General features: G+C 58.2%; 17 protein-coding genes. 7 read left to right on the top strand and 10 right to left on the bottom strand.

The features are described from left to right. The first annotated feature begins 206 nt into the window (after positions 1 to 206). Positions 207 to 488 (top strand): YjcB family protein, encoded by a 282-nt coding sequence (locus ASF13_RS09150; RefSeq protein ID WP_056235137.1) that lies wholly within the window; start codon positions 207 to 209, stop codon positions 486 to 488. Between the two features lie 602 nt (positions 489 to 1,090). Beyond that, positions 1,091 to 1,486, top strand: coding sequence for a transposase (locus tag ASF13_RS09145; protein ID WP_056235135.1), 396 nt, complete (start codon positions 1,091 to 1,093; stop codon positions 1,484 to 1,486). A 136-nt stretch (positions 1,487 to 1,622) separates the two neighbouring features. On the opposite strand, the gene ASF13_RS09140 is transcribed toward ASF13_RS09145, so the two are convergent. Together ASF13_RS09140 and dld are read right to left on the bottom strand one after the other, a co-directional pair. Then, positions 1,623 to 2,066, bottom strand: coding sequence for a DUF3828 domain-containing protein (locus tag ASF13_RS09140; protein WP_056235132.1), 444 nt, complete (start codon positions 2,064 to 2,066; stop codon positions 1,623 to 1,625). A 218-nt stretch (positions 2,067 to 2,284) separates the two neighbouring features. After that, positions 2,285 to 3,976 carry a D-lactate dehydrogenase gene (gene dld, locus ASF13_RS09135; RefSeq protein ID WP_056235130.1) on the bottom strand — a complete coding sequence of 564 codons (1,692 nt, stop codon included), beginning with the start codon at positions 3,974 to 3,976 and terminating at the stop codon, positions 2,285 to 2,287. A 642-nt stretch (positions 3,977 to 4,618) separates the two neighbouring features. Here dld and ASF13_RS09130 point away from each other — a divergent pair. Then, complete coding sequence (locus ASF13_RS09130) at positions 4,619 to 6,022, top strand: amino acid permease (protein WP_369814370.1); 1,404 nt, start codon at positions 4,619 to 4,621, stop codon at positions 6,020 to 6,022. Between the two features lie 699 nt (positions 6,023 to 6,721). On the opposite strand, the gene gdhA is transcribed toward ASF13_RS09130, so the two are convergent. From gdhA to ASF13_RS09095, 7 genes are all read right to left on the bottom strand, one after another. Next, positions 6,722 to 8,065: an NADP-specific glutamate dehydrogenase gene (gene gdhA, locus ASF13_RS09125; RefSeq protein WP_056235126.1), complete on the bottom strand. Its 1,344-nt coding sequence runs from the start codon at positions 8,063 to 8,065 to the stop codon at positions 6,722 to 6,724. A gap of 536 nt (positions 8,066 to 8,601) precedes the next feature. Continuing rightward, a complete protein-coding gene (locus ASF13_RS09120; RefSeq protein WP_056235123.1) occupies positions 8,602 to 9,915 on the bottom strand; it encodes a c-type cytochrome in 1,314 nt (437 codons plus the stop codon). A gap of 4 nt (positions 9,916 to 9,919) precedes the next feature. Further along, positions 9,920 to 11,689 carry a GMC family oxidoreductase gene (locus ASF13_RS09115; protein ID WP_056235121.1) on the bottom strand — a complete coding sequence of 590 codons (1,770 nt, stop codon included), beginning with the start codon at positions 11,687 to 11,689 and terminating at the stop codon, positions 9,920 to 9,922. Positions 11,690 to 11,712: 23 nt separating this feature from the next. Further along, positions 11,713 to 12,441, bottom strand: a complete 729-nt coding sequence (locus ASF13_RS09110) for a gluconate 2-dehydrogenase subunit 3 family protein (protein WP_056235118.1) — start codon at positions 12,439 to 12,441, stop codon at positions 11,713 to 11,715. 346 nt (positions 12,442 to 12,787) lie between these two features. After that, a complete protein-coding gene (locus ASF13_RS09105) occupies positions 12,788 to 13,810 on the bottom strand; it encodes a LacI family DNA-binding transcriptional regulator (protein ID WP_082502324.1) in 1,023 nt (340 codons plus the stop codon). Between the two features lie 385 nt (positions 13,811 to 14,195). Further along, positions 14,196 to 15,470 (bottom strand): MFS transporter, encoded by a 1,275-nt coding sequence (locus tag ASF13_RS09100; RefSeq protein ID WP_235514975.1) that lies wholly within the window; start codon positions 15,468 to 15,470, stop codon positions 14,196 to 14,198. A gap of 265 nt (positions 15,471 to 15,735) precedes the next feature. Continuing rightward, a complete protein-coding gene (locus tag ASF13_RS09095) occupies positions 15,736 to 16,737 on the bottom strand; it encodes an Rpn family recombination-promoting nuclease/putative transposase (protein ID WP_056236353.1) in 1,002 nt (333 codons plus the stop codon). 353 nt (positions 16,738 to 17,090) lie between these two features. Between ASF13_RS09095 and ASF13_RS09090 the strand changes: the two genes are divergently transcribed. Both ASF13_RS09090 and ASF13_RS09085 read left to right on the top strand, forming a co-directional pair. Continuing rightward, positions 17,091 to 18,482 carry an amino acid permease gene (locus tag ASF13_RS09090; RefSeq protein ID WP_056235113.1) on the top strand — a complete coding sequence of 464 codons (1,392 nt, stop codon included), beginning with the start codon at positions 17,091 to 17,093 and terminating at the stop codon, positions 18,480 to 18,482. A gap of 12 nt (positions 18,483 to 18,494) precedes the next feature. Continuing rightward, positions 18,495 to 19,250, top strand: coding sequence for a transporter substrate-binding domain-containing protein (locus tag ASF13_RS09085; protein WP_056235110.1), 756 nt, complete (start codon positions 18,495 to 18,497; stop codon positions 19,248 to 19,250). Positions 19,251 to 19,389: 139 nt separating this feature from the next. Here the strand turns inward: ASF13_RS09085 and ssb1 are convergent, their stop codons facing one another. Next, positions 19,390 to 19,944, bottom strand: coding sequence for a single-stranded DNA-binding protein SSB1 (gene ssb1, locus ASF13_RS09080; protein WP_056235107.1), 555 nt, complete (start codon positions 19,942 to 19,944; stop codon positions 19,390 to 19,392). A 281-nt stretch (positions 19,945 to 20,225) separates the two neighbouring features. Here ssb1 and uvrA point away from each other — a divergent pair, with 281 nt between their 5' ends. Both uvrA and ASF13_RS09070 read left to right on the top strand, forming a co-directional pair. Beyond that, complete coding sequence (gene uvrA / locus ASF13_RS09075; protein ID WP_056235104.1) at positions 20,226 to 23,054, top strand: excinuclease ABC subunit UvrA; 2,829 nt, start codon at positions 20,226 to 20,228, stop codon at positions 23,052 to 23,054. A gap of 404 nt (positions 23,055 to 23,458) precedes the next feature. After that, positions 23,459 to 24,511 (top strand): NAD(P)-dependent alcohol dehydrogenase, encoded by a 1,053-nt coding sequence (locus tag ASF13_RS09070; RefSeq protein ID WP_056235101.1) that lies wholly within the window; start codon positions 23,459 to 23,461, stop codon positions 24,509 to 24,511. The last annotated feature ends 49 nt before the right edge of the window (positions 24,512 to 24,560 follow it).

Here is a 24,560-nt window from a genome sequence, read left to right as displayed (position 1 = left end):
TGTTACCGATCGCCCTTAGGGACGAGGCGGCGAAAAAATGGTCATTTGCAAGCTAAAAATTGTTCAAAAAAATAATCCAGATGGTACAATGTGACCGCCATCACACTTTACCCCCGTATTCGATCGGAAAGAGCCCTCCTGGTTGCTCTCCTCCGCCAGCTGGTGGCACTTTTTCCTGTCAGGTCTGTTATTGCGGAGTGTTAAGAATGGGTACGATTACCGCCAGCGTGCTGCTGATGAGGTGGGAGCTGTTAAGCGCAGTGATGATGTTTCTGGCCAGCACCTTCAACGTGAAGTGTCGCCAGGCCAGCCGCAACGCGATGGCGTTTGTTTTCACCGGTATCGGTATCGGCATGTCGTGCTGGTTCGTCACCGGCCTGCTGGGCATCACGCTGAGCATGGAAAACCTGCACAACTTCTGGCACATCACCAAAGAGGTGTTTGTTGACGTGATGAGCCGCACGCCACCCGAGTGGCCGCTGCCCTGAGCCTGATGCCTGACGGGCCGCATCGGGTGCTGCACAACCTGGCAGCATTCGGCGGCCCCGGCGCGTCTTGCCCGCTGACAATCTGATTTCGTCCTGAATCTCCCCAGCCATAAACCACAGATAATAGCGCACAGAGTGGATTAGTCGATCCGCGATGAATACGCTCAGGCATTTTCCAACCGTTACCCTGACTCACCCAACGCAGGGAAGGAATGCAAGGGTGCCCCGAAGATAACGGATGGTATGAGTCAGCGTTACTTTATTTTCTGGATGACGGCTTTGCTCATCCCTAATCGCGATGCCTGTCTGGTGCCACCCTTCTTCGCCAATGCAAGAGTTAATAGAATTTATTCTTTAAAATCTGATAGTTAAATCAAAAAAGGCCGAACTTTTTCGTGTTTAAACATCGTTTGATTCGGCAAAGCCGAGTATTTTAAACAGCAGGAAAAAATCTCATTATTTTGTGAATCCGGTCTGTTTTACATGCAATGTCGATTATTAGAATCGCACTTACATTTATACCAGGTTAATATCCCGATACAGTTAAGATATATAAATAAATTATTATCACTCCGGCATAATTAAGCAAGGTAATCGCATTAATGAGAAAGTCACGTTATACCGAAGAACAAATCACCAGCGCTATTAAAGCATCGGAAAACGGGTCCCGGACGAAAGACATTTGTGACTCGCTGGGCATCTCTGAAGCGACCTTCTACAGCTGGAAGAAAAAGTATGCCGGGCTGGATTCGGAACAGGGAAGGAAAATCAGAGAATTAGAGGAAGCGCTGCAGAGCCTGAGCCGTGAACTGCAGCAGCTGGCGGGCGACAAAGAGATGCTCCAGGGCGTGGTGAAGAACTTTTTCAGCACCGGCGATAAACGCCAGGCGGTTAATTTCCTGCAGGAAACTTACCAGATTGGCACCCGCCACAGCTGTCGCCTGCTGGATATCAGCCGCAGCGTTTACCACTATTCCTGTCACTGTGAAAATCATTGACGTTGCCCGACGGCTGGCACCCTCCAGCCGGACGTAAAAAGACACGTTATCAATGCTTAATGTTAACCGGCCAGATAATCACCAGCGCCGCTGAAAGCACGCGCGGTGCTAATCATTCTTCTGCGCACCCGTTGCGTTAACGGGTGGGAGATTCCAGCTGCACGTCATCAATTTTCCAGCCGTCGCGGTCGTGGGTCAGCGTCACCAGCAGCTGTTGCCGATCGGCCGGATCGCGACCCAGCACCACCTCGCCGCTGGCCTGATTACCGTTGAGGGTAAAATCACTTGCGCTGACGTTATTGACCCAGCCGTCGCTGTAATCCTGATCCTGTAAGAAGTAGTCGTCATCCATCCCCTGCGGGCTTTTGATCAGCAGCGTGATTTTTTTCAGCAACCGTTCGGTAACGTACTCTTTTAACAGCGGGTCGTGCTCATCAATCGGGCTCTCTTCATGGCTTAACGCCGTCAGATACCAGTTGTAAAAAGCCAGGCTGGTCCCCTGCGGGTCGGCGTTATGCTCTGCCGCCAGCGTCTGGAAGGCCATTGTTGATGCCAGCAGCATCAGCCACCACTTTTTCATGCAAACCATCCCGAATAACCTTTGCCACCCCTTTCGCTCCCTCACTCTGCCGTCAGCCTCCTGGCTGCCAGTGATTGTATTGAAATTACGCAGCGAATCCAGCCTGCAACGCCCCCGTTGCCCCGCTTTTGCCACTATTTTTTATTGCAGGTTTATGCAGGCCGCGGCCGCAGGCAACCCAGGGTTACCCGCGGCGCGGAACGGCTGACGCGGCAGCGTCAGGCCCAGTGCTTGTTCTTACTGGTTTTACCGATGCCGGGGTTACAGCTGTTGGTGGGATCAAGCTGATGGAAGTGGTGCTGATGCTCTTCCGAGGCCTGATAAAGATGGCCAATATTATGTTCGGCCGGATACTTCGCCCCGCGCTGGTCAAGATACGCCAGCACCGCCTGTTTAAACTGCGCGCCGTCCACACCGGGTTGCAGAATATAGTCCTGATGGTTGACCAGGCAGAAGAAGTGGCCGCAGCAGGACTCCTCAAGCACCTGTGCCTGTAGCTCGGCGGGCAGCTCGATACGCCACTGCGTGTCGTTACGGCGCAGCGCCACGTCAAAGGCGATCAGCCGCTGGTCGGTGTTAATGCCGTAGGCATCGCAGTAAAACACCGTGCAGGCGCCGACGCCAAAGCGCACCAGGAACGCGTCACGCTGTTCCGTCTCATCGCAGTGGAACCACTCACCGTTGTGCCCGCTGAAAAAGACGGTCAGCAGCCGGTGCATTTGCGCCACCTCACTGTGCGCCACCTTAATCATCAGGTGATGCTCATAGCGACGGTGCCAGGAGAGCAGCCGCGGCGCAATGCCGGAGGGGGTAATGCGGTTGCCCAGCTGGATCAGCTTATCGATGGTGTTCTGCGGCAACAGGTTGAGCTTTTTCACCCACGCATCCCAGCGGGCCTTCTTCGCCATCAGCCCAGGCAGCGCCGCCGGGCCCAGCCGCCGGATAGACAGCAGCATATGCCGCGCGTAACGCAGGGTCAGGCGGAAGGCGTTGCGGTGGATATATTCGGCCTGAACCGGCAGCTGCTCCATGTTCTCAATCAGGTAACGGCGCAGCGCCAGCAGCACCTGCTCATCGTTGGTGCCGAGGTAGAAGGTATCCTCCTGCTCGCTGGCGTCAAAGGTGGCGAGGCGAACGGCGAAGACGATCACCTTACCGGCGCAGCCCGCGCTGTCGTGCAGGTACTGAGGATTACCGTTAAAGCGCGTCGGCGTTACCGCATCAACATCTTTGATCACAGACGCATAGTCATCGGCCCAGATCTTCCCCGCCCAGTCCGGCGCGCTGCCGGTGGTATAGCTGCCGGCCTGCAGATTGGCGAGCATCGCCTCCGGCGTCTCGCCAAGATCGATCCCCAGGTGATTAATCAGCTGCAGCTCACCCGCGTCGTTAATGCGAGCAAACAGTGATTTTTCGGTAAACGCCGGGCCGCGCTGCAGCAGTGAACCGCCGGAGTTATTGCAGATGCCGCCGACCACCGACGCGCCGATACAGGAGGAACCAATCACCGAGTGCGGCTCTTTATGGTGAGGCTTCAGCGCCGCTTCCAGTTCGGTCAGGGTGCTGCCGGGGAAGGCGATCGCCTGCCGTGCATTATCGATCACCTGCACCCCTTTAATCTGCCGGGTGCTGACGACGATCACCGGCCGGTCATAATCATCGCCGTGCGGCGTGGAGCCACCGGTGACGCCGGTGTTGGACGCCTGCATCAGAATAATGGTGTCGTTCTGCTGGCAGACCTGCAGCACCTGCCACAGCTGCAGCAGGGTTTGCGGCACCGCCACGGCCAGCGCGTCGCCGTGGCCAACGCGGAAGCCTTTGCAGTAATACGCTTTCTTGTAGCTATCGGTGATCAGCTGGCCTGAACCAACCACGTCGCTCAGCTGTTGAAGGACTGTAGAGTGTTGCATCGTCGCGCTGCCGCTCCCTGGAACTGAAGTTATGCGCAAAGAGTGTACCGGGGGGTGAGGTTGAGAGCCAGCGTTGCGTTTTGCTGCGCGAATTGTGCCGGGTAATAAAGTGATTTATCCGGCCTCAGGCGCTCACAGCCATCACTATCTTCCGCCATACCCCCCTGGTCCGGCGTGAATATCGCTGTCGCCGCCGCCATCGGCGGGGAAAATTTTTCCACCTGACTTTTTCGCTATCGGTGAATAAATAGTTAGAATTTTCTCAGGTATAGGGAAAGCATTTTTATGCAAAAAATATGCAGTTAAAATGCATAAGGATAATTATTCACTTGTTTTTCAGAATCTTGAATGTGATCAAAAAGTGAATAAAAGCGCTTTACACTGTGTTGACATTGTTACTCCGCACGGCCAGAGTTAGGCCACCTGACCCACCCTGCGGATTAACGCTCACGGGTTAACGGGCAGATCGTGACACTGAGTCGTGGCGAGTTCCCGACGATTTCCTTAAGCAGTCCATCCGGCTGCTTCTCTGGCCAATGACGACGCTCTGCGTCTTCCTGTCGCGTTGACCATGTTGAACCCCCATCGTTGCGGGACGGCCTGATGTTGCCCGCTGACCGCGAAAATAGTGAGAGGATGCTTATGTCTGACCCGACGGATGCGCAGCAGGAACTGCATCGTGGCCTCAGTTCGCGCCATATTCAGCTGATCTCCCTTGGCGGTGCAATCGGCACCGGCCTGTTTATGGGCGCAGGAAAAACCATCGCCGTCTCCGGCACCTCGATCCTGATCACCTACGTGGTGGTGGGTTTCTTTATGTATATGGTGATGCGGGCGATGGGCGAAGTGCTGCTGAGCAAGCTGTCGTATCGCTCATTTGCCGACTTTGTTGCCGACTACCTCGGCCCGAAGGCCAGCTTCTATCTCGGCTGGTCCTACTGGCTTAGTTGGGTGGTGACCTGCATTGCCGACGTGGTGGTATGCGGCGGCTACGTGCAGTACTGGCTGCCGGAGCTGTCGCCGTGGATCCCGGCGCTGCTGACCCTCGGCATCCTTTGCCTGCTTAACCTGCTGGCGGTGAAAATGTTCGGCGAAACCGAATTCTGGTTCGCGATCGTTAAGATTATTGCCATCGTGGCGCTGATCGTCACCGGGGCCTGGATGATTGCCACCGGCTGGATGTCGCCGGACGGCGTGCAGGCCTCGCTGCATAACCTTAGCGACCCGGCGGTTTTTATGCCCCACGGGGTGATCGGCTTCTTTGCCGGCTTCCAGATCGCCATCTTCGCCTATACCGGCGTCGAGCTGCTGGGCACCATGAGCGCCGAAACCCGCTCGCCGGAGACCGTGCTGCCAAAAGCGATTAAATCAATTCCGCTGCGCATTATCATTTTCTACGTTCTGTCGATGGTGGTGATCATCGCCGTGACCTCCTGGCAGCATATCTCGCCGGAAACCAGCCCGTTCGTCACGCTGTTTGCCAAAGCGGGCCTGCCGGCGGCGGCGGCGATCATTAACTTTGTCGCCCTGACCTCGGCGATGTCGTCGGCCAACAGCGGCGTCTACTGCAGCACCCGCATGCTGTACGGCCTGTCCGTCGAGAAGCACGCCCACCGGCAGTTCCGCATTCTGTCGCGCTCCACCTCAATTCCGGTACGCAGCCTGCTGTTCACCTGCTTCTGCATGTTTATCGGTACGCTGCTGCTGTTCCTGGTACCCAACGTGATGACGCTGTTCACCGTCGTCTCGACCCTGGCCGCTATTCTGGTGATCTATACCTGGGCAATGATCCTGATTGCCTACCTGGTCTACCGCAGGCGTAACCCACAGGCGCACCAGCGCTCGGCGTTCAAAATGCCGGCGGGCATCACCATGAGCTGGCTGACGCTGCTGTTCTTCCTGTTCTCACTGGTAGTGATGGTGTTTGACCCGGACACGCTGCTGGGCCTGGTGGCGATGCCGTTCTGGTTTGTGCTGCTTGAAGGGGTATGGCGGCTGAAACAGCGCCGCGAACGGGACGTGCTGAAGCTGGAAACCAGCCGCTGAGCCGGGTGCGGTTTTCTACCTTCAGGCACTCTGAACGTAAAGCGAAGGGAACCTGTACACGGAGCAAAGCATCGCGTGCGGGGGATGACAGAAGTCGCTGCAGGTTTCGCCGCCCGTCCTCGCGGCAGTAATCGCTTTACGTGCGGGTCGCTGCCGGTTCGCGTGCCCGGCGTATCGGGTATATCCGGAACGCGGACACGCTGTAAATACGTCCATGTACGCTCGGCGCCGGCCATCCCTGGCCGTCGACGGTCCGCTAACCCGGATATACCCGATTGCCCGAACGTTCTGATGTTGCTGCCACAGTCCGTCGATCACTGAACCCGCAGATGATGTCATCTGCAGACAACGCAAACGCAGCGATTTAAGTCAGGCACGATGTTAACGGTTTTTTACCTTCAGGCGACTCAGAACGTAAAGCGAAGGGAGCCTGTACACGGAGCAAAGCATCRCGGGMCAGGGATGKCCCGCGCTGAGCTGTCATGGATGACGTTTTTTGCGTCTTTGCGGAGTGTACAGGCTCCCTGAGAGCCTGTACACGGAGCAAAGCATCGCGGGCCAGGGATGGCCCGCGCTGAGCTGTCAGGGATGACGTTTTTTGCGTCTTTGCGGAGTGTACAGGCTCCCTGAGCCGTGCACACTGTTAAAACAAACGCCGCTTTTACGCTTTTACGCTTTTACGCTTTTACGCTAAAAAGATTACAGCACGCCCTGTGCCAGCATCGCGTCCGCCACCTTCACGAAACCGGCGATATTGGCACCGTGTACGTAGTGGGTCTGCTTACCTTCACCACCGTACTCAACGCATGAGTGGTGGATGTCCAGCATGATGTGCTGCAGGCGGATATCCACCTTCTCAGCCTTCCAGCTCAGACGCGCGGCGTTCTGCGCCATCTCCAGACCCGAAGTCGCCACGCCACCGGCGTTAGCCGCTTTGCCCGGTGCGAACAGCACGCCGGCATCAAGGAAGGCATCGGTCGCCTGAATCGTGGTTGGCATATTGGCACCTTCCGCTACCGCCTTCACGCCGTTGGCGATCAGCAGTTTAGCTGCGGGCAGATCCAGTTCGTTCTGGGTGGCGCACGGCAGCGCGATATCCACCGCCACGCCCCACGGCTGCTGGCCTTCGAGGTAAGTCAGACCGCGCTCGCGGGCATAGTCTTCCACCGTGCCGTAACGCACGTTTTTGATATCGGCCAGATGCGCCAGCTTCTCGGTGGTAAAGCCCTCTTCATCCACCACGGTACCGCGGGAGTCAGACACGGTGACCACGCGCGCGCCCAGCTCCAGCGCTTTTTCGATCGCGTACTGCGCCACGTTACCGGAACCGGAAACCGACACGCGGCTGCCTTCAAAACCGAGGCTGTGACGCTTGAGCATCGCTTCGGTGAAATAGACCAGACCATAACCGGTGGCTTCCGGGCGGATCAGACTGCCGCCAAAGGTCAGCCCTTTGCCGGTGAACACGCAGGCGGTGTTATTGGAAAGCTTTTTCATCATGCCGGACATAAAGCCGACTTCGCGGCCGCCCACGCCAATATCGCCCGCCGGGACGTCGGTGTCCGGCCCCAGGTGACGATACAGCTCGGTCATCAGCGCCTGACAGAAGCGCATCACTTCCGCGTTGCTTTTGCCTTTCGGGTTAAAGTCAGAACCGCCTTTACCGCCGCCCATTGGCAGGGTGGTCAGGGCATTTTTAAAGGTCTGTTCAAAACCGAGGAACTTCAGAATCGACAGGTTGACCGACGGGTGGAAACGCATGCCGCCTTTGAACGGACCAATCGCCGAGCTGAACTGGACGCGCCAGGCGCGGTTAACATGTACCTGACCTTTGTCATCGGTCCAGGCGACGCGGAACTGAATCAGACGCTCTGGTTCCACCAGACGTTCCAGCAGCCCCTGATCCTGGTAGCGTGGGTTCTGCTCAATGAACGGCCACAGCGAGGTGAACACCTCACGAACCGCCTGCAGGAATTCCGGCTGGTGTGGGTCGCGCTGTTGCAGAGAGGTAAGAAACGACTCCAGAGAGTTATAACCTTTCATTACTGATTCCTTATGCCAGATGTGCGTCCGCTGACGGGCTTGACTGTTTTTTTAATAGTCAGCGGGGTGATTATTGTGCGTCGTCGACTATATCACCGCTTTTTGCCCGTACAATAAAAAACTTATGACCCGCAGGCTGCTGAAATACCTGCTAATTACGGGGTTTTCTATCTCATAACCATAACGGATTAGCGACCGAAGTCAGTGATGGCGCGGCCTCAGGCACGTTTTCTGCTACCGGAAACAATCCAGTCAGAACCTAAAGACGCCAGATAAAAAAATTATTGCAAAACAGTGGCCTGGACAATGACATAAGAATTTATTATGACGATTTTTCTGCGATGAAACATAGTGATACCCGAAAACGACGCCATTAGCGTCTGCAGCCATAGCGGCAAAAACTGCGACGACAAGCAGCCAGCACTGGAGAAACGCAGACATCAGCGACGCTGGGAACGGTGAGTACGGTAAGGACCGCAGGACGGTGACACATGCCTGAAACAGAGGCCCGCCGCAGAACGCGGCGGGCCTGAAGGTTACTTCATCGCTGGCGTCTGCAGCTTCTGCAGTGCCCCGGTCTGCTTGCGCATCTCTGCCACCTGTTTCGCCGTAACTTCCGCGCCCTGGTTACCCCAGCAGTTACGCACGTAGTTCAGCACTTCAGCAATCTGCCGGTCGTCCATCTTCCAGTCGAACGCGGGCATCCCGGCGGCCGTCTGCCGCTCTTCGGTGTGCGGCGCGCGGGCACCACGCAGCATGGCGTGGATCATATTGGTCGGGTTGTGCTGCATCGCCAGGTTGCCGGCAAACGCCGGCACCATGCCGGTGATGCCTTCACCCTGCAGGCCGTGGCAGGCCGAACAGTTAACCTCATAGCTCAGCGCGGCACGGCTCTTCAGCCCGTCATCCAGTACCATCCCCTGCGGGGCCGGCGTCTCTGACGGCTTCACGCCGCGCAGATAGTGGGCAATCGCCTGCAGATCGTCACCGGTGAAGTACTGGGTTGAGTGTTCCACCGCTTCGGCCATTGGCCCTGCCGCCACGCTGATGCCGTTCGAACCGGTTTTCAGATAGTCGGCTACCTCATCCGTACTCCAGTTGCCGATACCCGCGTGCGGGTTCGGCGAGATATCCGGCGCATACCAGTCTCCGAGGCTGCCGCCCTGCAGATACGCGCTGCCGATCTCCCCGCCCAGCGCATTGCGGGGCGTGTGGCAGACGCTACAGTGTGCCGATCCGTCCACCAGATATTTACCGCGGTTCCACGCGGCGTCCTGCTCAGCATCCGGCCTGAAGCCGTTGTTATCAAAGAACAACAGGTTCCAACCCGCCATTGCCAGGCGGATGTTATACGGGAAGTGCATACCGGCGTTTTCATCCACCCGCTTGCTGCGCGAAGGGATAGCAGAGAAATATGCCCATAAATCATGCATATCCTCATCGCTAATCTGCGTGTAGGCGGTGTAAGGCATCGCCGGGTAGAGGAAACCTTTCTCACCGCGACCGTGGCGCACCGCGTTGTAGAAATCACGCTCGGTCATGCGGCCAATACCGGTTTCACGATCCGGCGTAATATTGGAGGTCTCCAGCGCGCCAAACGGCGTATCGATCTTGTAGCCACCGGCAAAATCGGCGTTATGGCAGGCGGCGCAGTCGGCCAGGCGCATCACGTATTCGCCGCGTTTAATCGCCGCCGGGTCGCTGCTTTTGAAATCGGCCAGCTGCACCTTATCGTCGGCGACCGCATTACGTGAGGTGTCCAGCACCGTCCACAGACGACCGGCCGCACCGATCCCGGCCAGCACGGCCAGCGCCGCCAGGCTGTATGCAAGTTTCTTTTTTATGCTCATCGGATTATGCCCCCACCAGCGGCGCAGGGTTTTTAACGTAAGTTTCATGGATGGCGCGCGCGGCGCGGATCGCCAGTGCACCGACGGTGACGGTCGGGTTATAGCCGCCGTTGTTCGGGAAGGCCGAGGCGCCAACCACGAACAGGTTGTGCGCGTCCCAGCTCTGCAGGTACGGGTTGAGCGCCGAGGTGGTCGGATCGCTGCCCATCACCGCCCCGCCGATGGTGTGTGAGCTGTGCTGCATATAGGGGTTCCAGCTCTTCTCTGACTGGTTATCCACCACCAGATGCTGGCCGCCGATCTCTTTCATGATATTGATGGCGCGATCGGTAATGTACTTTGCCATGCGGATATCGTTCTTGTTCCAGTCGAAGGTCATGCGCAGCAGCGGCTGGCCGTGGCGATCTTTGTAGAGCGGGTCGAGGTCGAGATACGCCTCGCGCACCGGCATTGAGGTGCCCTGGCAGAAGATAGTCCCTGCGGTCTGGTAGTCACGCGCGTAGCCCGCCTTCCACTCGCTGCCCCAGCGTTTGGTGCCCGGGCGCAGGCCGTCCATATTCTGGATCGGCCGCCCGTTGGTGGAGAAGCCCATAATCCCGGCACCGCCGATAAAATCGAGATGGCTGTGGTCGAAGTTATCGCCGTTGAAGTCGTCAATCTGCACCGCCAGCGCGCCGCCGCCGATAAACGGGTTCATATGCTCGTTATCGAAGAAGCCGGTGACCGATGAGCAGGTCTGATAGTTGTAGTTACGGCCGATGGTGCCACGACCGGTGTGCGGATCGTACTGCTCGCCGACGCCGGAGAGCAGCATCAGGCGCACGTTATCCATCTGGTAGGCGGTGAAGCAGACCACATCGGCCGGCTGGAAGCCTTCAGTACCCTCTTTGGTAATAAATTTCACGCCGGTGAGCGTTTTGCCGTCCTCATGCTTTACCGCGTGCAGCACTTCGGTGTCGGCCAGCAGGGTAAAGTTCGGGCGGCGCATCAGCGCGGGCAGGATACAGGCCTGCGGTGAGGATTTGGAGAAGTTGCCGCAGCCGTGAAAGTCGCAGAAGCCGCAGTAGGTGCACGGCCCCATGGTGACGCCAAGCGGGTTCACGTACGCCTGCGAAATGTTACCCGCCGGGACGGTAAACGGGTGATAGCCCATCCGTTCGGTGGTGGTGCGGTACTTGCGCATCCAGTGGGTGTCTTTCAGCGGTGGCGTCGGATACTCGCGCGTGCGTGAGCCTTCAAATACGTTGCCGCCGTGAATTTTTTCACCGTTAAGATTACCGGCCTTGCCCGAGGTACCGGCTATGCGTTCGAAACGGTCATAGTAAGGGGCCATTTCATCATAGGTCACGCCCCAGTCCTGCAGCTGCAGGCCGGCCATTTTCGCCGCGCCGTAGCGCTCACGGGTCTGGCTGGCGACCTCAAAATCCCACGGCGAGAAGCGCCACGACATGCCCGCCCAGTGAGTGCCGGCTCCGCCCACGTTCCAGCCAAACTGGAAGGCCGACCAGTTACGCACCGGCGCTGCCTCCTGATCCGGGCGGTTACGGAAGGTGGTGGTTTCCACGCTCATCGGCTGCATGATTTTTCGGCGGGTGTGCCAGCGCAGCTCGTCCGGATCTACCGCCGGTGGGAAGTCGGTGGAGGTATCACGCCATGCGCCGCGCTCAATCCCCACCACGTTCAGCCCGGCACGCGTTAACTCTTCGGCCATCACCGAGCCAGCCCATCCCATGCCGACAATCACTACGTCAGCCTTTGCTCTTATTTGCGACATTTGCTCTGTTCCTGCTGTTTTTATTAATCGTTCGGGATGAGGCTGACCGGAATCAGCTTTAAATCTTCGTTGTGGCGATCGACATACGGGCGATAGTCGTAACGCGCACCGGGGAAGCCAATCATTTTCCAGCCGGCCATATTTTTATTCCCACCGTAGATCGGATCGGCCAGATAGCCTTCACGGGCGTTGCGCAGCATTAACTCAAACAGCGCCTGGCTGTTAATATCACGGCCGAGATCGACAGCGCCTTTTTCCATGGCGGTGAGGAAGCAGTCGATCTGTTCAGCGTTCAGCGTATGCAGCGAGCCCTGATGATTTTTCTGCGCCCAGCTTTCCAGCGCCGACAGCCCGGTCAGGTAGCGTTCACGCGGCGGGGTAAGAAACTGCGGACTGCCCATCAGCCGCTGCTCATTTTCCGGTTTCAGCGGACCGTCCAGATAGAGCGCGGCCCCGGAGCCGTAGTCACCGGCCAGCTGGCTGTCGACGAACTCAATGCAGCCCGCTTCGGTGGCCGACGGGCCGTGGCGGTCAGCGGGGATCAGCCGGTCAAAGATCGCCGACAGGTTTTTACGGGCCGTTTCATCGGTCAGCACCTGATAACCCTGCTGCCAGGCCGGTTGCGGCAGATGGTCAGTATTCATCTGCGTGGCCAGCGGTACGTTGCGCAGCTCCTGCGCGGCCAGCTTCGGCGCGACGGCGAATGCCGCCGCGATAGAACTCAGCGAAAATATCGCCTCTCTGCGGTTCATAGTTTTTCCTTTACGACGGCGGCCAGCATGGCCGCGATTGCCCGACACTAAAAAAAGACGTAACGATCCCCACCCGGACCAGTGACTGGCTGTTCGGGCGTATTCCTGAGGTGAATTTTAATTACGACCAGCCCTACGCTGACGTATTCACGTTCGTATTATTAGCGTGCACGAGTGCGCACATTCTGTTTGGGTGCAGAGAGTATCAATAAACGCCCACCGTACCGGTTATCCCGTTAGCGGCTGGCGAATTATGCGCAGGGAGAAATACTACCCTGCATCTTTTATTATCAGCGGGATGCGTACGGCGGAACTTTCTCACACCCCTTTGGTTATTACCGCGATATTACTCAACCGTTACCGGCAGATGGGAACGGCGGATCTTCAGTTCACCTTTGCGCCACGCTTCCGGTGGGCTGGCACGCTCCTCAATCAGCCGGTTCAGCGACTCACCGGTCAGCGACTCAATCCCCTGGCTGTAGCTGGTCAGCTGATAGCTTTCGCTGCCGGCCTCTTCGATATCATCAAAGCCCACTACCGCAATCGTACCCTCGTTGCCGGTGAGGCGTAATGCATCCAGCACGCCCAGCGCCAGGATATCGTTTTCACAGAACAGTGCCTCAACGCGCTGCCCGGCCGGCACCGCCTGCAGATAGTCCAGCAGGGCCTGCATTGCCAGGGTACGGCTGTATTCCCCGGCGATCAGCAGGCGATCGACCATTTTCCCGGCCTGCTGCAGCTGCTGCTGGTAGCCGTCATAGCGGTACAGCTGGCTGCTCAGCGTGTCAGGCCCCTTCATATAGCCAAAGCGCTGATATCCCTGCGCCAGCAGCAGAGACGCCACTTCAGCACCGGCCTGATGACCGTCAATATTCACCACTTCGATGTCTTCCACATCGCTGTTGCGGCACACCTGCACCAGCGGGATATGGTGCAGCTCATGCGCTATCGCAATCAGCTGGTCGGTCAGCACCGTGCCTAAAAACAGGATGCCGTCCACCTGCAGCTGGTCTGCCATCGCCATCACCGAGCGGTAGTTTTCCCCGGTGGTGATGTTGAGGAGCAGTGCCATATAACCGCGCGCCTGCAGCTGTCGGGTAACCACATCCATCATCATCATCGAGTGCGGGTTCTGCATCTGGTCGATCACCACACCGATGATGTGGGTGCGCTTTTTCGACAGGCTGCGCGCCAGCAGGTTGGGCCGGTAGCCCAGCTCTTTCGCGGCGGCCAGCACCTTCTCGCGCGCCCGCCCGGAGACCGACGCCCCCGGCGTGAAGGCGCGTGATACCGTCCATTTAGACACACCCGCCATCGCCGCCACATCGCTGGCGGTGGCCTTGTGGCGCGTCTTTGTCTCTTTTGTCATAACACCTGCGTCCCAGTGTCCGAGTTACGTAACCCAGCATTGAACGCTAAACGCAGGGGAAAAGAAACCTTTAGCCGTGCTTCGCGCGGCCAATCCGTGACCACAGCGTTATCCCCTGTTAATGTTGCGATTATGTTCGATCTTTGCACCCGATTGCAATTATTTTTGCATCCGGGTGCAGAATATTGAAATTTTGTTATAGCAAGAGGGTGAGATGGCATTCAGGTGTGGGATCCTTGTTCATCCGTGTGCCGGGCGTGCAGCCGACAGGGACCGCGGTCGGGCAGGCAAGACAGGATGGGCTGTCGTGGCCGGACGGGTGGGTGGGGGATGTGGTTGTCGCGTGTTCCATCCGCACCGGCTGGGGTGCGGATGCCGCTGGGGTTTAACGGAAAAGTGGGATGTTGCGCCAGGCCGTAAAGGTCAGCAGGCCGATGGCCGCCACGCCCCAGGCCATGGCGGCCAGCGTCCAGTGCGCGTACTGATAGAGCGCCAGCAGCAGCAACGGCAATGTGCTGGAACAGAGCGAGTAGGACAGATTATAGATCAGCGAAATGCCGGTCACCTTCACCTGCGGCGGGAACAGCTGCACCATCACCGCCGGTACGGCGGCGATCACCCCACAGCACAGGCCGAGCAGGATGTAGCTCAGCAGCACGCGGGTGATGTCGCCGCTGAGGCTGGCGGCCATCACGCTGACGCCTGCCGCCAGCAGCACCGAATAAATGGCGAAGGTGCGCCACGCGCCCAGCCGGTCGGCGATCCAGCCGGCAACAATACAGCCCACGTTGAGCGCCAGAATGCCCACGCAGCTGATGCGGAAGGTGGTCGCGGCATCAAAATGCCAGCTCTTCTGCAGGATCAGCGGCAGCACCACCACGGTGACGATCACCGCCGAGGTCAGCACCGCGGTCAGAAAGAACGCCGGCAGCGCCGCTCTGCGGTGCTGGCGCAGTATCTCCCCCAGCGGCAGGCGCGGAGCCTGCGCCTTCTCCTGCTGCATGGCGATAAACACCGGGGTTTCCTGCAGCCAGCGCCGCAGCCACAGCGAGATAAAGCCCAGCAGGCCACCGACGATAAACGGAATGCGCCACGCCCAGTCGCGCATCTCGTCGGCGCTGAACAGCGTGGTGATCAGGGTAACGGTCAGCGCCGCCAGCATATAGCCGAAGGTCAGCCCGGCCTGCAGCATACCCAGCGCCAGACCACGGTGCCTGGCAGGCGTGTGCTCGGCAACAAACACCCAGGCATTCGGCACTTCGCCACCCAGCGCGGCGCCCTGAATAATGCGTGCCAGCAGCAGCAGCAGCGGCGCCCAGTAGCCGATCTGCGCATAGCCCGGTAGCAGCCCCATCGCCAGGCAGGGCAGCGCCATAAACAGCATGGTGAAGTTGAACATCCGCTTGCGGCCGTAGCGATCGGCATAGTGGGCAATCAGCAGGCCGCCGAGCGGGCGGGCCAGATAGCCCACCGAGAAGATAGTCATGCTCTGCAGCAGGCGCACCCACTCCGGCGTATCGGCGGGGAAGAAGACGTCGGCGATCACCGCAGACAGGAAAACAAAAATAATGAAGTCGAACACTTCAAGCGCCCCGCCTAACAGCGACAGGCCGATCATCTTGTAGTCGTGGCGGGTTAACTGATGGGTTGTTGTAGTCACGGAGACATCTCACTGCCATGCCGCAGACGCCGTCAAAGCCTGGCGGCTGCGGATCGGTTATGCCGTAAATGCCGACCGGACCGGGCAAACCTCAGAGGCAGCGCGGCGCAGCTGGCATTCATGAAGGGCGCACGCCCTTATCACCGCCCGGCACACTCCGCCGGACGGTGCAGCAGTCTGCCACAAAATTGTCTTAAGGCGTCAGTTATCCGTACCCGGCGACCGGATCAGGAGTACAGCGTCGACGAGGCGAGCAGTCGGCGGCTTAACCCGCGTGCTGCTCAACGAGTCCGTCCAGCGCGTCTTGCGCCAGTCCGGTGGCTTGCAGGATAGTTCCCTCATCCAGTCCCATCTGTAACATTGTTCGGGCAATGCCTAACTGAGCCAGGTGCTGGCCTTCTTTAATTCCTTTCTCTATCCCTTTCTCTATCCCTTTCTCTATCCCTTTCTCTATCCCTTTCTCAATCCCTTCCTCTACCCCATTCGCTATGCCTTTCTGATAGCCAGTAAGTTCAAATTGCTCAGCAAGCGTCATCATTTCATCACCTCGTTGCGGCATCCGCCGCTTCAGTTCAGCTAATACGGCCTGTGCATCAGTCGACTTACCCATTTTAATCATATAGCTGATTAACAGCCTGAACTGCTCCCTGCTGAGCAGGCTGGACTGGATGACGGTGGTCAGCCGGTCAATAAGCGTCAGGAGGTCACGCTGCTGCGCATGTTTCAGTATCAGCGTCAGCGCAGCCATGCGGCGATGGTGCATGATTTCATCGTCCGGAATCACCGTCACATCCACCAGCGGAAAAGCGCAGTTGTAGAGCTGTTCTGCCACATCGGGGTGGCGAAACTCATCCAGCCACTTAGTCGAGTGAGGGTAGCCCTTACGCTTACCGGCATAAAACAGGATGGGGATCACCAGCGGTAAGTACTTATTACCGGCATCAAGATGGCGCTGCATCGCGGCAACCGCGTAACGCATTAACCGGAAAGCCATATGTTTATCCGGTGTGCTCTGGTGTTCGATCAGCACCTGAATGTAGCTATCTCCGGCGATGGTTTTAAGGCTGTAGAGCACATCGCTGAAACAGGATCGCAAATCCTCATCGACGAAGGAACCCTGTTCCAGCCGGAGAGTGCTGAGATCGCACATTTCCTGCAGCCGGGCAGGTAGATGCAGCGCAATAAAGTCCCGGGCAACATCGGGATCGGACAAATACTGTCGGAAGGTCGCATCGTGCGGCGTGGGCGTACTCTGACTCTGTTTCATCATCCCTGCTCCTGAAGATAAGAAGAACTCAACTTATCAGAATTATTTTCCATAAATTACCTAAAGGTGCTTGTTATTGCAGCAGCCGCGCTTGCACACCCTATTGCACCTTTATGGTTCACATCAGTCATTAAAGAGGCATCAACCGCTCGATTCGTGCATATAAATACGGAAAAAAGCACAGCATCAGAACCAAATCCCTGTGTAATGCATATCCTGTGAATTGACAGAAAAAAATAATTCTCTCTGTTTTTCATCGCCTTGAGTCAAAACGATTACTGAATAATTCTGCGCCGGCCTGGGAATTGCAAATTCTCCTGCAGACAATTATCGATACCTTTGGGGAAAGACGTATGGGCACCAGCCAGTCAGCAGGTCAGCTGCAAAGAGGTTTGAAAAATCGCCATATTCAGCTGATAGCGCTGGGAGGCGCCATCGGCACCGGGCTGTTTCTCGGTATTGCACAAACCATAAAAATGGCCGGCCCGTCGGTGCTGCTCGGTTACGCCATTGCCGGCACGATCGCCTTCTTTATTATGCGCCAGCTCGGCGAGATGGTGGTGCACGAGCCGGTCGCCGGATCCTTCAGTCATTTCGCCAGCCAGTACTGGGGCCGCTTTGCCGGTTTCGTGTCGGGCTGGAACTACTGGGTGCTGTATGTGCTGGTCAGCATGGCCGAGCTCACCGCGGTCGGGATTTACGTGCAGTACTGGTGGCCGGAAATCCCGACCTGGGTCTCTGCCGGGGTGTTCTTTATCGCCATCAACGTTATCAATATGACCAGCGTGAAAATCTACGGTGAGGTCGAGTTCTGGTTCTCAATCATTAAAGTCGCGGCGATTGTCGGTATGATCGGCTTCGGTGCCTGGCTGCTGGCCAGCGGTCACGGCGGCCCGGAGGCGAGCGTCGCCAACCTGTGGCAGTATGGCGGATTTTTCCCTAACGGCATCAAAGGGCTGGTGATGGCGATGGCGGTGATCATGTTCTCATTCGGTGGGCTTGAGCTGATCGGCATTACCGCCGCCGAGGCCGACAATCCACAGCACAGCATTCCGAAAGCCACCAATCAGGTGATCTATCGCATCCTGCTGTTCTATGTCGGCGCGCTGGCGGTGCTGCTGTCGCTCTATCCGTGGCAGAAAGTGATCGAAGGCGGCAGCCCGTTCGTACTGATTTTCCACGCCCTCGACAGCAATCTGGTGGCCACGCTGCTTAACGCAGTGGTACTTTCGGCTGCCCTGTCCGTGTATAACAGCTGCGTGTTCAGCAACAGCCGTATGCTGTTTGGCCTGGCGAAACAGGGTAACGCCCCGGCCTCCCTGTTAAAAATTAACCGTCGCGGCATTCCTTTTAACGCACTCAGCGTCTCGGCGCTGGTTACCGCGCTCTGCGTGCTGCTCAACTATCTGATGCCGGGCAAGGCCTTTGGACTGCTGATGTCGCTGGTGGTCTCTGCGCTGGTGATCAACTGGGCGATGATTAGCATCACCCACCTGAAATTCCGCCGCGCCATGCACGCCGCCAGACAAAAAACTCATTTCGCCAGCCTGGGTTATCCACTGACCAATATCCTGTGCCTGCTGTTCCTGGCCGCTATTCTGGTGATTATGCTGATGACCCCGGGCATTGAGATTTCAGTCTGGCTGATCCCCGTCTGGCTGCTGGTGCTGACCGTGAGCTATCAGTTAAGAAAAAAGAAAAACACCGAACCAACAGGCAAAATTGTTGAAACCAGCCACCTCTGAGACAGGAACAAAATGAAAAAACTATTACCTTTGCTGTTACTGGCAGCCGCCGGGAGCGCCAGCGCAGAATCACATCTGCAAACCGTGGTTAAACAGGGCACGTTAAACGTCTGCACCACCGGTGATTACAAGCCTTACACCTTTCTCAAACCCGACGGTAGTTATGAAGGAATTGATACGTCGATGGCAGAATCGCTGGCGAAAAGCCTCGGTGTAAAGGTTAACTTCGTGAAGTCGACGTGGAAAACCCTGACACCGGATCTGGTGGCGGGCAAGTGCGATATCGCGATGGGCGGGATTTCGGTCACGCTGGCGCGTCAGCAGCAGGCTTTCTTCGCGGAAAAGATCGACGTGGACGGTAAGATCCCGCTGGTACGCTGCGAGGATGTGAAAAAATATCAGACGATTGCGCAGATCAACCAGCCTTCAGTGCGTCTGATCGAGCCTGCGGGCGGCACCAACGAGGCGTTCGCACACGCCTTTTTACCGAAAAGTACGCTGATCCTGTCGCACGATAACGCCGGTATCTTCCAGCAGCTGGTCGATAAAAAGGCCGATGTGATGATCACCGAGGCGTCTGAAGCGCTGTATCAGAAGAAGTCGCACCCTGCACTTTGCGCGGTGAATCCGGATAAACCGATGCAGTATGGCGAGAAGTCTTACATGCTGCCGACCGACGATATCAGCTGGAAGCTTTACGTCGACCAGTGGTTGCATCTGGCCCGCGCCACCGGCGAATACCAGAAGATCGTCGCCGACTGGATGTAAGTGCTACCGCAGTCGGTGGCATGTGAGAGGCCGGGGAGCCCGCCACGGCCAGTCGTCATCCACTAAAAAGGGGCCATCAGGCCCCTTTCGATTTTTGTACCTGAAGCGGCACAACAGTCAGTCTGAACGACATTCAGCCTCAGAACGGAATATCGTCATCAAAGTCCATCGGCGGTTCATTGTTCGCCGGTGCGCTGTTCTGCTGTGGCTGCTGCTGCGGGCGAGACTGCTGCGCGCCGCCGCTGAACTGGTTGCCGCCCTGTGGCTGCTGTGGCTGGCCCCAGCCGTTGTTATTGTTGTTGCTGCCGCCCTGGCCGCCGCCTGCCGGTGCGCCGCCGCCCTGGCCACGGCCACCCAGCATCTGCATGGTGCCGCCGACGTTCACCACCACTTCGGTGGTGTATTTTTCCACGCCGGCCTGGTCGGTCCATTTGCGGGTCTGCAGGGCGCCTTCGATATAGACCTGAGAGCCTTTACGCAGGTACTCACCGGCCACTTCGGCCAGTTTGCCGAACAGCACCACGCGGTGCCACTCGGTCTTCTCTTTGGTTTCGCCGGTTTGCTTGTCACGCCAGCTTTCAGAGGTGGCCAGAGTGATGTTGGCAACGGCACCGCCGTTCGGCATGTAGCGGACTTCCGGATCCTGACCCAGATTCCCGACTAAAATTACTTTGTTTACGCCTCTGCTGGCCATGTTGCTCTCTCCGGTTAATGATCTGCTTTAAGTCTAGGCGCAAAATTCTAGCATGACACCCCCGCAGATCCTACTTTCGGATCGCGATCCGCGGGTAACGGCATGACGTGCAGCGTTACATGCCGCCGTGGAAGCAGGTTCACGCGAAACGCTGCTTTCCTGCGCACAGGCCGACAAAGCACTGTATATCCATTCAGGTTTTTTTGTGCCATAATTACTCGTTTCGTTTCTGGCCATGCCGGGCAGGCATGGTGAGGTTTGTGCTAATCCGGGAAGTGTGAATGGATAAGATCGAAGTACGGGGTGCCCGCACCCACAATTTGAAAAACATTAACCTGACCATTCCGCGTGACAAGCTGATCGTGGTCACCGGCCTGTCGGGTTCCGGCAAATCGTCGCTGGCGTTTGACACGCTGTATGCCGAAGGGCAGCGCCGCTACGTCGAGTCGCTCTCCGCCTACGCCCGTCAGTTCCTGTCGCTGATGGAAAAACCGGACGTCGACCATATTGAGGGGTTGTCTCCGGCGATCTCCATCGAGCAGAAATCGACCTCGCATAACCCGCGATCCACCGTCGGCACCATCACCGAGATCCACGATTACCTGCGCCTGCTGTTTGCCCGCGTGGGCGAGCCGCGCTGCCCGGATCACGACGTGACGCTGGCGGCGCAAACCGTCAGCCAGATGGTGGATAACGTGCTGGCGCAGCCGGAAGGCCGCCGCCTGATGCTGCTGGCGCCGATTATTAAAGAGCGTAAGGGTGAGCACACCAAAACGCTGGAAAACCTCGCCAGCCAGGGCTATATCCGCGCGCGTATTGATGGCGAGGTATGCGATCTCTCGGATCCACCGAAGCTGGAGCTGCAGAAGAAACACACCATAGAGGTGGTCATCGATCGCTTTAAGGTGCGTGAGGATCTGGCGCAGCGGCTGGCCGAGTCGTTTGAAACCGCGCTGGAGCTCTCCGGCGGTACCGCCGTGGTGGCGGATATGGACGATCCTAAGGCCGAGGAGCTGCTGTTCTCCGCCAACTTCGCCTGTCCGGTGTGCGGCTACAGCATGAGCGAGCTGGAGCCGCGCCTGTTCTCCTTCAACAACCCGGCCGGTGCCTGCCCGACCTGCGACGGGCTGGGCGTGCAGCAGTACTTTGACCCGGACCGCGTGGTGCAGAACCCCGAGCTGTCGCTGGCCGGCGGTGCGATCCGCGGCTGGGACCGCCGCAACTTCTACTACTTCCAGATGCTGCGTTCGCTGGCCGAGCACCTGGATTTTGATATCGAAGCGCCGTTCAACACGCTGGATGCCTACAGCCGCAAGGTGATCCTCAATGGCTCCGGCAAAGAGAATATCGAGTTTAAGTACGTCAACGATCGCGGTGATACCTCGGTGCGTCGCCATCCGTTTGAGGGCGTGCTGCACAACATGGAGCGCCGTTATAAAGAGACGGAGTCCAGCGCCGTGCGTGAGGATCTGGCGAAGTTTATCAGCAACCGCGCCTGCGCCAGCTGTGACGGTACCCGTCTGCGTCGCGAAGCGCGCCACGTATTTGTGGAAAACACCACGCTGCCGACCATCTCGGATATGAGCATCGGCCATGCGATGGAGTTCTTCCAGAACCTGAAGCTCAGCGGTCAGCGCGCCCAAATCGCGGAGAAAGTGCTGAAAGAGATTGGCGATCGCCTGAAGTTCCTGGTCAACGTCGGGCTGAACTACCTGTCGATGTCGCGCTCCGCGGAGACCCTCTCCGGCGGCGAAGCGCAGCGTATTCGCCTGGCCAGCCAGATCGGGGCCGGGCTGGTCGGCGTGATGTACGTGCTGGATGAGCCGTCGATCGGCCTGCACCAGCGCGACAACGAACGGCTGCTGGAGACGCTGGTCCACCTGCGTAACCTCGGCAACACGGTGATCGTGGTTGAACACGATGAGGATGCGATCCGCGCCGCCGACCACGTGATCGATATCGGCCCCGGTGCCGGCGTGCACGGCGGGCAGATCGTCGCCGAAGGCACGGTGGACGACATAATGGCGGTGGACGCCTCGCTGACCGGCCAGTACCTGAGTGGCAAGCGCGGCATCCGCATCCCGGAAGAACGGGTTAAAGGCGATCCGTCGAAGGTGCTGCAGATCACCGGCGCGCGCGGTAACAACCTGAAAGACGTCACCTTAACGCTGCCGGTCGGGCTGTTTACCTGCGTTACCGGGGTTTCCGGTTCGGGCAAATCGACGCTGATTAACGATACGCTGTTCCCGATCGCCCAGCGGCAGCTGAACGGTGCGACCATCGCCGAACCGGCCCCCTACCGCGAGGTCAGCGGCATGGAGCATTTCGATAAGGTGATCGACATCGATCAGAGCCCGATTGGCCGCACGCCGCGCTCTAACCCGGCCACCTATACCGGCATCTTTACCCCGGTGCGGGAGCTGTTTGCCGGGGTGCCGGAGTCGCGCACCCGTGGCTATACGCCGGGACGTTTCAGCTTTAACGTGCGCGGCGGCCGCTGTGAGGCCTGTCAGGGCGACGGGGTGATTAAGGTAGAGATGCACTTCCTGCCGGATATCTACGTGCCGTGCGACCAGTGTAAAGGCAAGCGCTATAACCGCGAGACGCTGGAAGTGAAGTACAAGGGCAAGAGCATCCACGAAGTGCTGGAGATGACCATCGAAGAAGCGCGCGAGTTCTTCGATGCCGTACCGGCGCTGGCGCGTAAGCTGCAGACGCTGATCGACGTTGGCCTCTCCTACATCCGCCTTGGCCAGTCGGCCACCACCCTGTCCGGCGGTGAGGCGCAGCGCGTTAAGCTGGCGCGCGAGCTGTCGAAGCGCGGTACCGGCCAGACGCTCTATATCCTCGATGAACCGACCACCGGCCTGCACTTCGCCGATATCCAGCAGCTGCTGGAAGTGCTGCACCAGCTGCGCGACCAGGGCAACACCATCGTGGTGATTGAGCACAACCTTGACGTGATCAAAACCGCCGACTGGATCGTGGACCTGGGGCCGGAAGGCGGCAGCGGCGGCGGAGAGATCCTCGTGTCCGGCACGCCGGAAACCGTGGCAGAGTGCGAGCGTTCGCACACCGCGCGCTTCCTCAAGCCGCTGCTGGCGAAGTAACTCTCTGGCCGGACCGGTTTGCTGACCGGCTGGCCACGGCGGGGCAGATTATTCTGCCCCGCTCACTTCTTATGCGTTCTCGGCCGTCGATTCTGCCCATTTTTCCGCGGGTTCGTCAGGGTTCAGCGACACGCCGGCCCCTTCTTTACCACGCTAACCGGCTTTACCAATGGCCCGCTTGCGCCGCTATCCGCTGGCTTGTTCCTCCTGCGTATTCGCCCACTGGCCGCAGACGAAAATTGCCGGGTTCAGCAGGATCAGGCAAGATTTAGCGACATACTGACATATCCCGGTCACTCTCCGCTGGCTATGCTTACTCCTCAGCTTTAACGGAACGGGTAACGCTTGCCTGCCCGCCTTCCTTCCCTGGCCTCAGCGCCATCTGTGATTAACCGGAGACACCGATGAATATTACGCACGCTTATGCCGCCCAGGACGCGACCTCTCCACTGGCGCCTTTCCAGTATCAGCCGCGTGAACTGCGCGAACATGATGTGCAGATTGACGTGCTGTATTGCGGCGTCTGCCACTCGGACCTGCATCAGGCGCGCAACGAGTGGCGCAACACCGTGTTCCCGGTGGTGCCGGGCCATGAGATCGTCGGCCGCGTCAGCGCGGTGGGCGCGCACGGCCATAAATATCAGGTCGGCGACCTGGTGGGCGTTGGCTGTATGGTCGACTCCTGTCGCACCTGCGACAGCTGTCAGGAAGATCTTGAGCAGTACTGCGAAGAGGGCTTTGTCGGCACCTATAACGGCCAGGATCGCCACAGCGGCGACATCACCTACGGCGGCTATGCCACTTCCGTTGTCGTTCACGAAGATTTCGTGCTGCGCGTGCCGGAGAACCTCGACCCGGCGGCCGCTGCACCGCTGCTGTGCGCCGGCATCACCACCTTCTCACCGCTTAACCACTGGAACGTGGGTCCCGGCAAAAAAGTGGGCATCGTCGGCCTCGGCGGACTCGGCCATATGGGCGTGAAGATTGCCCATGCGATGGGCGCGCACGTGGTGCTGTTTACCACTTCGCCGTCAAAGATTGAGGACGGTAAACGTCTCGGTGCCGATGAAGTGGTGATTTCGAAAGATGCCGACCAGATGGCGCAGCATGCCAACAGCTTCGACTTTATTCTCAATACGGTGGCGGCCCAGCACGATCTCAACCCGTTTATCTCGCTGCTGCGCCGCGACGGCACCCTGACGCTGGTCGGCGCGCCGGAGCACGACCACCCGTCACCGCAGGTGTTTAACCTGATTATGAAACGCCGCAGCGTGGCCGGTTCACTGATCGGCGGCATCAAAGAGACCCAGGAGATGCTGGATTTCTGCGGCAAACACAACATCACCTCAGATATTGAGCTGATTGATATCAAAGAAATTAACAACGCCTACGAGCGCATCCTGAAAAGCGATGTGAAATACCGCTTTGTGATCGATATCGATTCACTGCGCGGATAAGCCTCAAGGGTGGGCGTTAGCCCACCCTCCCTCTGCCCCCCCCCCTTTC

The organism is Erwinia sp. Leaf53, from assembly GCF_001422605.1.
In the GTDB taxonomy this organism is placed as follows: domain Bacteria; phylum Pseudomonadota; class Gammaproteobacteria; order Enterobacterales; family Enterobacteriaceae; genus Erwinia.
The sequence above is the reverse complement of the archived record's forward strand: the minus strand, read 5'-3'. Positions and strand labels throughout refer to the sequence as shown.

Bases quoted from the DNA above. Each gene is read 5' to 3' on its own strand.
- ASF13_RS09145 (WP_056235135.1), top strand. From the start codon at position 1,091: ATGAGAAAGTCACGTTATACCGAAGAACAAATCACCAGCGCTATTAAA.
- ASF13_RS09150 (WP_056235137.1), top strand. From the start codon at position 207: ATGGGTACGATTACCGCCAGCGTGCTGCTGATGAGGTGGGAGCTGTTA.
- gdhA (WP_056235126.1), bottom strand. From the start codon at position 8,065: ATGAAAGGTTATAACTCTCTGGAGTCGTTTCTTACCTCTCTGCAACAG.
- uvrA (WP_056235104.1), top strand. From the start codon at position 20,226: ATGGATAAGATCGAAGTACGGGGTGCCCGCACCCACAATTTGAAAAAC.
- ASF13_RS09140 (WP_056235132.1), bottom strand. From the start codon at position 2,066: ATGAAAAAGTGGTGGCTGATGCTGCTGGCATCAACAATGGCCTTCCAG.
- dld (WP_056235130.1), bottom strand. From the start codon at position 3,976: ATGCAACACTCTACAGTCCTTCAACAGCTGAGCGACGTGGTTGGTTCA.
- ASF13_RS09120 (WP_056235123.1), bottom strand. From the start codon at position 9,915: ATGAGCATAAAAAAGAAACTTGCATACAGCCTGGCGGCGCTGGCCGTG.
- ASF13_RS09090 (WP_056235113.1), top strand. From the start codon at position 17,091: ATGGGCACCAGCCAGTCAGCAGGTCAGCTGCAAAGAGGTTTGAAAAAT.
- ASF13_RS09085 (WP_056235110.1), top strand. From the start codon at position 18,495: ATGAAAAAACTATTACCTTTGCTGTTACTGGCAGCCGCCGGGAGCGCC.
- ASF13_RS09130 (WP_369814370.1), top strand. From the start codon at position 4,619: ATGTCTGACCCGACGGATGCGCAGCAGGAACTGCATCGTGGCCTCAGT.
- ASF13_RS09105 (WP_082502324.1), bottom strand. From the start codon at position 13,810: ATGACAAAAGAGACAAAGACGCGCCACAAGGCCACCGCCAGCGATGTG.
- ASF13_RS09070 (WP_056235101.1), top strand. From the start codon at position 23,459: ATGAATATTACGCACGCTTATGCCGCCCAGGACGCGACCTCTCCACTG.
- ASF13_RS09115 (WP_056235121.1), bottom strand. From the start codon at position 11,689: ATGTCGCAAATAAGAGCAAAGGCTGACGTAGTGATTGTCGGCATGGGA.
- ASF13_RS09110 (WP_056235118.1), bottom strand. From the start codon at position 12,441: ATGAACCGCAGAGAGGCGATATTTTCGCTGAGTTCTATCGCGGCGGCA.
- ASF13_RS09095 (WP_056236353.1), bottom strand. From the start codon at position 16,737: ATGAAACAGAGTCAGAGTACGCCCACGCCGCACGATGCGACCTTCCGA.
- ssb1 (WP_056235107.1), bottom strand. From the start codon at position 19,944: ATGGCCAGCAGAGGCGTAAACAAAGTAATTTTAGTCGGGAATCTGGGT.